This window comes from Longicatena sp. 210702-DFI.1.196 (assembly GCF_020563125.1).
Taxonomy (GTDB): domain Bacteria; phylum Bacillota_I; class Bacilli_A; order Erysipelotrichales; family Erysipelotrichaceae; genus Longicatena; species Longicatena caecimuris.
In genome coordinates this window covers 1-8,127 of the sequence record NZ_JAJCPX010000064.1, presented here as the reverse complement: position 1 = coordinate 8,127, position 8,127 = coordinate 1, and the positions used below count along the sequence as shown (strand labels likewise).

Sequence of the window (8,127 nt, the reverse complement as noted above, 5' to 3'; positions counted from 1 at the left end):
TTATGAACATTGAAACAATTGATATTATAGAAGTATTAAAATATTTTTCAAAAAACATTTTCAGTATTTCTTTTATTTATCCACAAGAGCTTAATCCTTTCAGTGTTTTAAGTTCTTTTACAACTTCATATTTAATATCTGTATCAATCACTTCAAAATGCTTTCTACCACATAAGATTTTTTTCTTTTCAGATCCTTTAAGATCATTAATGTTCTCAGTACCCTTAGTTTCAGCCACAAAGTAAAGCTTCTCTCCTGTTCCAGTATTTAATACAATTGCCCAATCTGGATTATATGCCCCAATAGGTGTATCAATTTTAAATGTACTAGGTAATTTTGCATATAACAATACCTCATCATCATTCTCTGCTTCGATTGCAAAGTCTTTTTCTACAATTGAATCATAAATAACATGATCATAAATATTTTTATTTGAATTGACGTCTAATACATTACTATCTGAATATCCATATAATTCTTCATCATTAAAAATGAAATCTTGTTCATAATATTCATCATTTTTTTGATATTTGATTCCATCAGTTAGATTTTCCTTCTTAACCATTAATAAGATTTTAGATACTTGTTTAATAAACTGTTCTGGATTAGTATAGAATTCTGATAATCGCCCAGATTCTGCAATAATTTCAATAATGGTTTTTCTTAATAGTTGAGTAGCATCTTGTAAACGACGAATAAAATCAGGGTAAGAAGGCTTTTCAAATTCATAAACTGCACCTAGCTCTCTAACTTGGTGTCCTATATCTTTAACCCCTTGTTTATTAATTTCAACTTTTGTTAATTGACTATCAACTCTATCAGGTTTGATATGTGGCATATTTTGAATTTGTTCAATTGCTTGTTTTTTTAATTTCTCAATATCCATATTTACAGTATAAACTGTTTTTTGTTTAATTTTATTCCATAAAGTTTCAAATTCCGGAGATAGTCGAACTTCCTTATTAATTTTAACTGGTACTTTTCTAGCCACATCCTTAATTTCAATTTCTTTTGTAAGATTATCAATACGTTTTATCACTTTAGCTGTATAACTCTCAAATTTATCCGGTAGACTAAAAGTTCCTTCATGCTTTTCAGTATGATATTTAACGTTGATTTTACCTTTACTTGTCATGTATTCATTTTTTACAAGATAGTTAAAAATTTGTTGAGAATCTTCTTGTGTTAATTCATAAGTAGTTCCATCAATCTGTTTCATGCAAATTCCAGTAAAACTAATTGGTTCAATTATACCGAATTTAAAGTTATCAGATTCTAATTCTTTTTGTAGTGTAGAAGCAAATTCTTTATAAGATTCATTAGCGACAACACTTAAAACATTATACTTATTTTCTAATACACGTTCGCCATTTTGATTTACACAAATACGAAGACCACGGCCAACTTTTTGTCGCTTAGTCATAGTATCCTTGGTTTCTATTAAAGTACACACCTGGAAAACATTTGGATTATCCCAACCTTCTTTTAATGCTGAATGCGAGAATATAAAGCGAATAGGTTCATCAAAGCTTAGCAATTGCTCCTTATTTTTCATAATCAATTGATATGTTGTCTCATCATCTTTACTTACACCAGCTCCTATTGAATTTTTGATACGACCTTTTACATCTTTAGAAAAATATCCATCATGCACTTTATCAGCTTCTAATGAAATCTTATCAGCATAGTTTTCTCTTAATTTACGATATTTTGGAAGTTGAATTAATCGATTATATTCTTCTTCAAACCAGATAGCATAATCTCCTTTTTCATCTTTTCTATCGTAGTTACGATATTTAGCAACTTCATCAATAAAAAACAAACTTAAAACCTTAATTCCTTTTTTTATGTAGTGTAATTCTTTATTTAAATGTAGTTCTATTGTTTGACGAATTTGCGCACGCTTGATTACATTATCATCAACATCACCAATTGTTTCACCAATGTTTAAATATTCTCCATTTGAGAAAGATACTGATTCTTCACCCTTGAAACAATCTATATTATCAATAATATATCCACAATCCTTATAGTAATCAACTTCATTAGAAGTTTCCCATAAATCATCCTTTGTTTTCGCTGTAACTGCCTTTTTATCAATCACTCCCGTTTTCTTATTGTTTACATAAATTTCTATGCGGCAAGAATACGTTCCACCTTTATCACTAACACTCAATAATTTTACATAAGGTTTTGCGCTGACTTCATTACTTGTAATAGAAGCCACCTCAATATGTTTAACTAAATTTTCTTGATAAGCATCTACAGGAGTTAAACGATACATTAAGTTATACAACTCCTTATGTGTTGCAGAATAACGTAAAGTACATAATGGGTTTAATGAAGAAATTGCATCTTTTGATTTCTTTGTTCCATCTACTGATTGTGGTTCATCAATAATTACAATGGGATTTGTGCTTGCAATTAGATCAATAGGTTTATTCCCACTTAAACGATCACTTTCACGATGGATTAAATTTGCTTTATTCTCTTTTTCAGTATCAACAAAGCTTTTTCTAAATGCATCAATATTGATAATCATAATTTCAATATTTGTACTTGTCGCAAATTCACGAATACGTTCTAAATGACTAGAATCATAAACAAAATAGTTATAAACAACATTATCATATTTTTCTTTGAAATGTTCTTCTGTAGCTTTTAAAGAAGAGTAGACACCTTCTTTAATCGCAATACTAGGAACAACTATAATGAACTTGGTAAAATCATATTTCTTATTTAATTCTAGGATAGTTTTAGTATAAACATAAGTTTTACCAGTTCCGGTTTCCATTTCTATAGTAAAATTTTTATTTTCTAATGATTTTGTTCTTTGAATATCATTTTCTTCTTGAATATGCTGTACATTTTCAAGCATAGTAAAATCATCAATACTTACTTTATTTGCATGACCGGTAAAATAACTAACTCCTTCTCCAGTATACCCAGAATCCTTATTAAAGCCTTTATCGTTTGATACATCTATTGTAAATAATGAATTCTTTATTTCACAGCCTTCAAAGATATTAACAATAGAATTTACTGCATCAGTTTGATACTGTTGATTAACAAATTTTAACTTCATTTATCAACACCACCTTAAATACACTTAATATCTTCAACGCCAGCTTTTTCCAAATTATATTCAGCATTGATTTTATCATTATCGTTTTTAAATCCAGTTTCTTTGAAAACTACTGTTCTAGGTGATAATTCAGCAATAGCTTTAACATCATCTAATGTAATTTCATCTTCTAAACAAACAATCATATAACGTTTACCAACACGATACATTGTTTTTCCATTTATTTCTACTTCACCAGCACGCATATCAAAAATACCATACTTCAACATGATTTCATAAAGAATATCTTCTTTAGTCCTACCTTCTTTAAATACATCATTATAAAGATATAATTGTTTTTCATCTATTTCAATCTCATTATCCCAAGGTTGAATATTTGTAGAATCTAATTTAAATACTTTAAATCCAATATCAGTAGTGAACTTTTCATCACTAGACAATAATGTATCTTGTGGATGCACTTTTTCCCAATCTGCTTTAATTTGTTCACCAGCACGACGAATACGTTCTTTACCAATTTCACAGATATTTTTATATCCTGCTTTATATGCTTCAGACTTTTCATCACATAACTCTGGCAATTGAACCATAATGAATTTTCGATTACCATTATCTTTTTGATTAATTCTAATTACCGCATCTGCTAAAGATGAAGATCCTGAGAAAAAATCAAGAACAATAAAATCTTTACTATCAAACAAAGTTATTAAAAGTTCTAAAAAAGCGATGCTTTTAGAAGCTTCAAAAGGATAGTTATCCAGTTTAAACAATTGCTTTAAATATGTATTTGCATTAGTAGTTCTAAGTTCCATACTATAATCTTTCTTTATACCACATACAATAGCTTCATATTTTCTATTAACCAACTGGCTTTTTATCCTAATAGTATCTGAATAATTCTTTTCATAAATCTTGTCACTACCAAATTGAAGAGCGTCTTCCTGAAATAATTCGCTAAATTTTTTATCTGTATATGTATTTTCAATTAAAACACCTTTTCTACTAGAAAAATATCTTACATAGCCATGATCAAGCAATTCTTTTTGACAATTGTCTATATTTTCTTTTTTTATAACAATATCATGCTTTGCCGAATTATAATATACTACATAGTTTTTATCAGAGTTTACATTTTCTACAATATTATTAAAACTATTTTCTCCTACTAAAACTCTTTTTCCGCTATTATGAACATATCTACCATTTTCATCTAGTATCATGTCAGAAGCTTTTTTTGGAACATTTTCTACAAAATAAGAATATCTTATATTTTTTGCGTAGCATAGACAATATTCTGAACTAACAGATATAAACTTTGAATTTTTTCTTCCTTTAGGGTTATTTTCAACCGATAAGCATCCTATAAAATTAGTGTCTCCAAATATCTCATTACATATCTTTTTTAGATTTTCTTGTTCGTTATCATCAATACTAAGAAAAATAACACCATCATCAGTTAATAAATTCTTTGCTAGTAGAAGTCTAGGATACATCATATTTAACCAAACTGTATGATAACGTCCATTTGTTTCAGGATTAGATTTCATACTTTGTTTAGTTTGTTCTTTATAATTTTGTAAACTATTTTTGAAATCATCTTTATATACAAAATCATTTCCTGTATTATAGGGTGGATCAATGTAAATCATTTTGATTTTTCCATAGTAAGTTTTTTGCAGTTGTTTTAATACTTCAAGGTTATCACCTTCGATATAAAGATTTTCGGTAGTATCCCAATCTTTTGATGTATATTTATCTGGACGAAGTGTAACTGATGAAGGAGTTTGTGCTAATTTAATAGCAGCACTTTTGCCTTTCCAAGTAAATTGATATTTTTCTTTGCTATCATCTACTTCATCACCTAAGACTGTTCTCAATACATCAAAATCAATCTTTCCTTCAGTAACAGCATTTGGGAATAGTTCTTTTAATTTTTCAATGTTTAACTTTGTTAAATCTAAACTTTCACTATTTATTTTTTCCATCGTTTATTCTCCTTGTGTTTCCGCATTAAAACAATTATGGTTTACTTCTGTATCAATTTTATTAAACAACGCACATAATTGATTAAAGATGATTATATCTTTTCGATCTGATAATGTAGTTTTTAATATGTATTCGTTTTCCTCTGTTATATTTTCGTAAAATACATTATAGAGATCTTCACCGTTCACTACTTTATTAACTATGTTGATATTTCTATTAACATCGTCTTTCATACTTAAAATATAATCATCATTTTTTTTAGTTAATACTAACTGTTTTTTCATATCTTTTCCACCTTTTCTTTATTGAATCAATTCCTCCGTCTAGATTCTTTGCTACTGTATCCAATATATCAGTATTGTCATCTTTATTTACATATTCCAAAGCTCCATGTTTTATACATAGCTTTTCCTCAGAATCTTTTGTTAGACAAATTACATTATCTACATCAAGATTAACAACAAACTGAGGATTATGGGTAATCATGATTATTTGTCTATTATTAGACATTGTCTTAAAATTATTAAGAACATTTGATTTTATTCCACTTTGAGATATATCATCCTCAGGTTGATCAACTATATATACTCCTTCTTTTTGATCTGTGGATAATATATCAAAATATATTGATGAATTCATACCACTCGATAGTTTACTGTAGACATCTTTACCATTAATTGTTATTGATGGAATTGATTTTAAATCATCTTCAATAATAAGCCCTATCTTTTCTTTTAATACATCTAAAGCAGAACCATTAGCATCTCCAAAATTCAAAATAATATTCTTTAATTCATCCTTAGTTATAGTAGAGGTATCTATTTTTGCTTTGTTTTTTAACACCCTCTCTAATACCCCTTGTAAATATTTGTTATTAATTGCTACACAGTTTTTAAATTTTTTGATAAACATATATTCTCCAAAATTTAATTTTTCTGGTTCTAATATTTCTTCTGGTACATCAAACTTAAAACTTTTGATTTCTTTTTTTAGTTTAACTAGCTCTGTAATAACATTAGCAATATTATTTGAATCTACAACATCAAATTGGTTTTTTGTAAATTCTAAGTTGGTTTTCCATCCTTTGACTTCATCATTAAATTTTTTTATTCCGTTATCGATGTTTACCTTTATTGTGTAAATAAACTCTTCTTCTTTCATTAATTTCTCATATTTTGATTCAAATTCTAGCAGTTGTTTTCTAAAGCTATCAATAATAATTTTTTCTTCATTTTCTAAAATCAAATGATAATCTGCATCAATTTTAGCTATAATACCTTTATAATAATTCATTAGTTTCTTAGTTCTTTTTATCATTTCTTGATTGGGTCTAATGATTCTAGCAGTTAAATTTTTTGAAACAACTTCTTCATCTATCATTTTCAAAGAATTTAGTGTCTTATAAATCTCATCATAAGCAAATTTGAATTCTATACAGGAATATAGTTTTTCAAATTCTGAATTAATTTTCATTTTATATGGACCTGCATCAATATCAGCAGGAAATTTATTTTCTAAAAAGTCACTATTATCTTGATTATCTTTTGCAAATTTGTCTCTAATAGATCCTTGATAATCAAAAGTATGGATATTATTTATATCTATTTTTGTATTAATGCCTATATTATTTTTTTCTAGATACTTTTCATAACCTTCTTGGATTTTTGTTTTATTATCCATTAATAAATTTTTATAATTAGTCATTTTATGTAATAATAAAGATTTTCCAATAGAATTATCACCAATAATTACATTTATTCCTGGAGATAAAGGGATATTATAGTTTTGACCATTTAGTGACATTGATATATTATCTATCATTTTTTGACGATTTCCAAAAATATTATTAGTAGTAGAAATCCTTCTAGTATCACTAAATGCCATAGCTAGTCCCCTAAAGCATGGTAAACATTTTAAGTAAGTAAATTCAAAACCTATTTCATCATCTTCTTTTGGATCATGCTTAGGATAAAATTCCCAATTATGGCAATCAGATCCAGTAATAAATCTTATCTGATCATAATTTTTATTTTTTTGTAATGCATAATTGTTGTTAAACAATCCATTTTTCATACTTTTGAATTCAAATGATTCAAAATATTCACAACCAATTAACTCATTAAATTTAACAGCACCTAATGATGAAACATCATTCTTACTTTTGCTAGCTGACCCGCTACTAATACTTTGCTTTTGGTGCGCAATCATAACAACATTTAAATCAATATCTCTTAATATACTGATAAATTTTTCTTCACTAAAGAATTTTTCATTTTCTACATCGTATTGTACTTTATTATCTTTAAATGGTATATGATCTTGAATATGTTGTACTTTTTCTTCATTATTGTCATCATCAAAAATACAAATTATATGAACTGGCTTCATACTGTTATCATCTGCTTTAAATCCTACAGAAAATTCTACACCAGGAAATACTTTTTCTAATTCTCCAGCTTTTGATTCGTAAGATTTTAACTTTTCATATAATTCATATGAAAAATAATCATGATCTGTAATAGCACACATATTAATATGATTGTGTTCAAGTTTATTTAATAAAATACTCAAATTTTCTTTTGTACCCTTCTCTACTAACGAGAATTCATCTTTGAACTTAGAAAAATATGAATGGATATGAAAATCAATTTTCATTGGTTTAGTTACAATCTTTTCCACTTTTTGACCTCCCTTTGGAAACTAATAATGTAATAAATCTGCTTATATCTTAAGTCATAACTTAATTCTTCATTAGCATTAGGGTTAATGTCTTAAGATACTTGAGTAATTGATGAAAACAATTTCTTAATTGCCACTAATAACATTAAAACACCAATAAGAACTAACAATAAATCTTTATTATCCATATTAAAATCTCCTAATTAATTTTCAGGAAGAAAATCTATCATCTATTAAGCATTATAATGACCTACATATTTTGATTAACACCTTCATAGGCACATATTCGTTTTCTAGATATTTTAGCCATATTATTTACTACATAAATTATATATGTCTTTTTGACTATCTTTTTATATCTTCTTAAATGTCCGCAA

General features: G+C 27.0%; 4 protein-coding genes. All 4 read right to left on the bottom strand.

The window, feature by feature from the left end:
- Positions 1–76: 76 nt before the first annotated feature.
- From LI241_RS15155 to LI241_RS15140, 4 genes are read right to left on the bottom strand one after another with little or no spacing between them, the layout of a single operon-like run.
- Positions 77–3,085: a DEAD/DEAH box helicase family protein gene (locus LI241_RS15155; RefSeq protein ID WP_008689396.1), complete on the bottom strand. Its 3,009-nt coding sequence runs from the start codon at positions 3,083–3,085 to the stop codon at positions 77–79.
- A 14-nt stretch (positions 3,086–3,099) separates the two neighbouring features.
- Positions 3,100–5,070 carry a site-specific DNA-methyltransferase gene (locus LI241_RS15150; protein ID WP_008689397.1) on the bottom strand — a complete coding sequence of 657 codons (1,971 nt, stop codon included), beginning with the start codon at positions 5,068–5,070 and terminating at the stop codon, positions 3,100–3,102.
- Positions 5,071–5,073: 3 nt separating this feature from the next.
- Entirely contained in the window at positions 5,074–5,355 is a 282-nt protein-coding gene (locus tag LI241_RS15145; RefSeq protein ID WP_008689399.1) for a hypothetical protein, read from the bottom strand.
- On the bottom strand, positions 5,330–7,750 hold the full coding sequence (locus LI241_RS15140) for a hypothetical protein (protein ID WP_008689402.1): 2,421 nt from the start codon (positions 7,748–7,750) through the stop codon (positions 5,330–5,332). The genes LI241_RS15145 and LI241_RS15140 overlap by 26 nt, the downstream gene beginning before the upstream one ends.
- Between the last annotated feature and the right edge of the window lie 377 nt (positions 7,751–8,127).

Bases quoted from the DNA above. Each gene is read 5' to 3' on its own strand.
- LI241_RS15155 (WP_008689396.1), bottom strand. From the start codon at position 3,085: ATGAAGTTAAAATTTGTTAATCAACAGTATCAAACTGATGCAGTAAAT.
- LI241_RS15150 (WP_008689397.1), bottom strand. From the start codon at position 5,070: ATGGAAAAAATAAATAGTGAAAGTTTAGATTTAACAAAGTTAAACATT.
- LI241_RS15145 (WP_008689399.1), bottom strand. From the start codon at position 5,355: ATGAAAAAACAGTTAGTATTAACTAAAAAAAATGATGATTATATTTTA.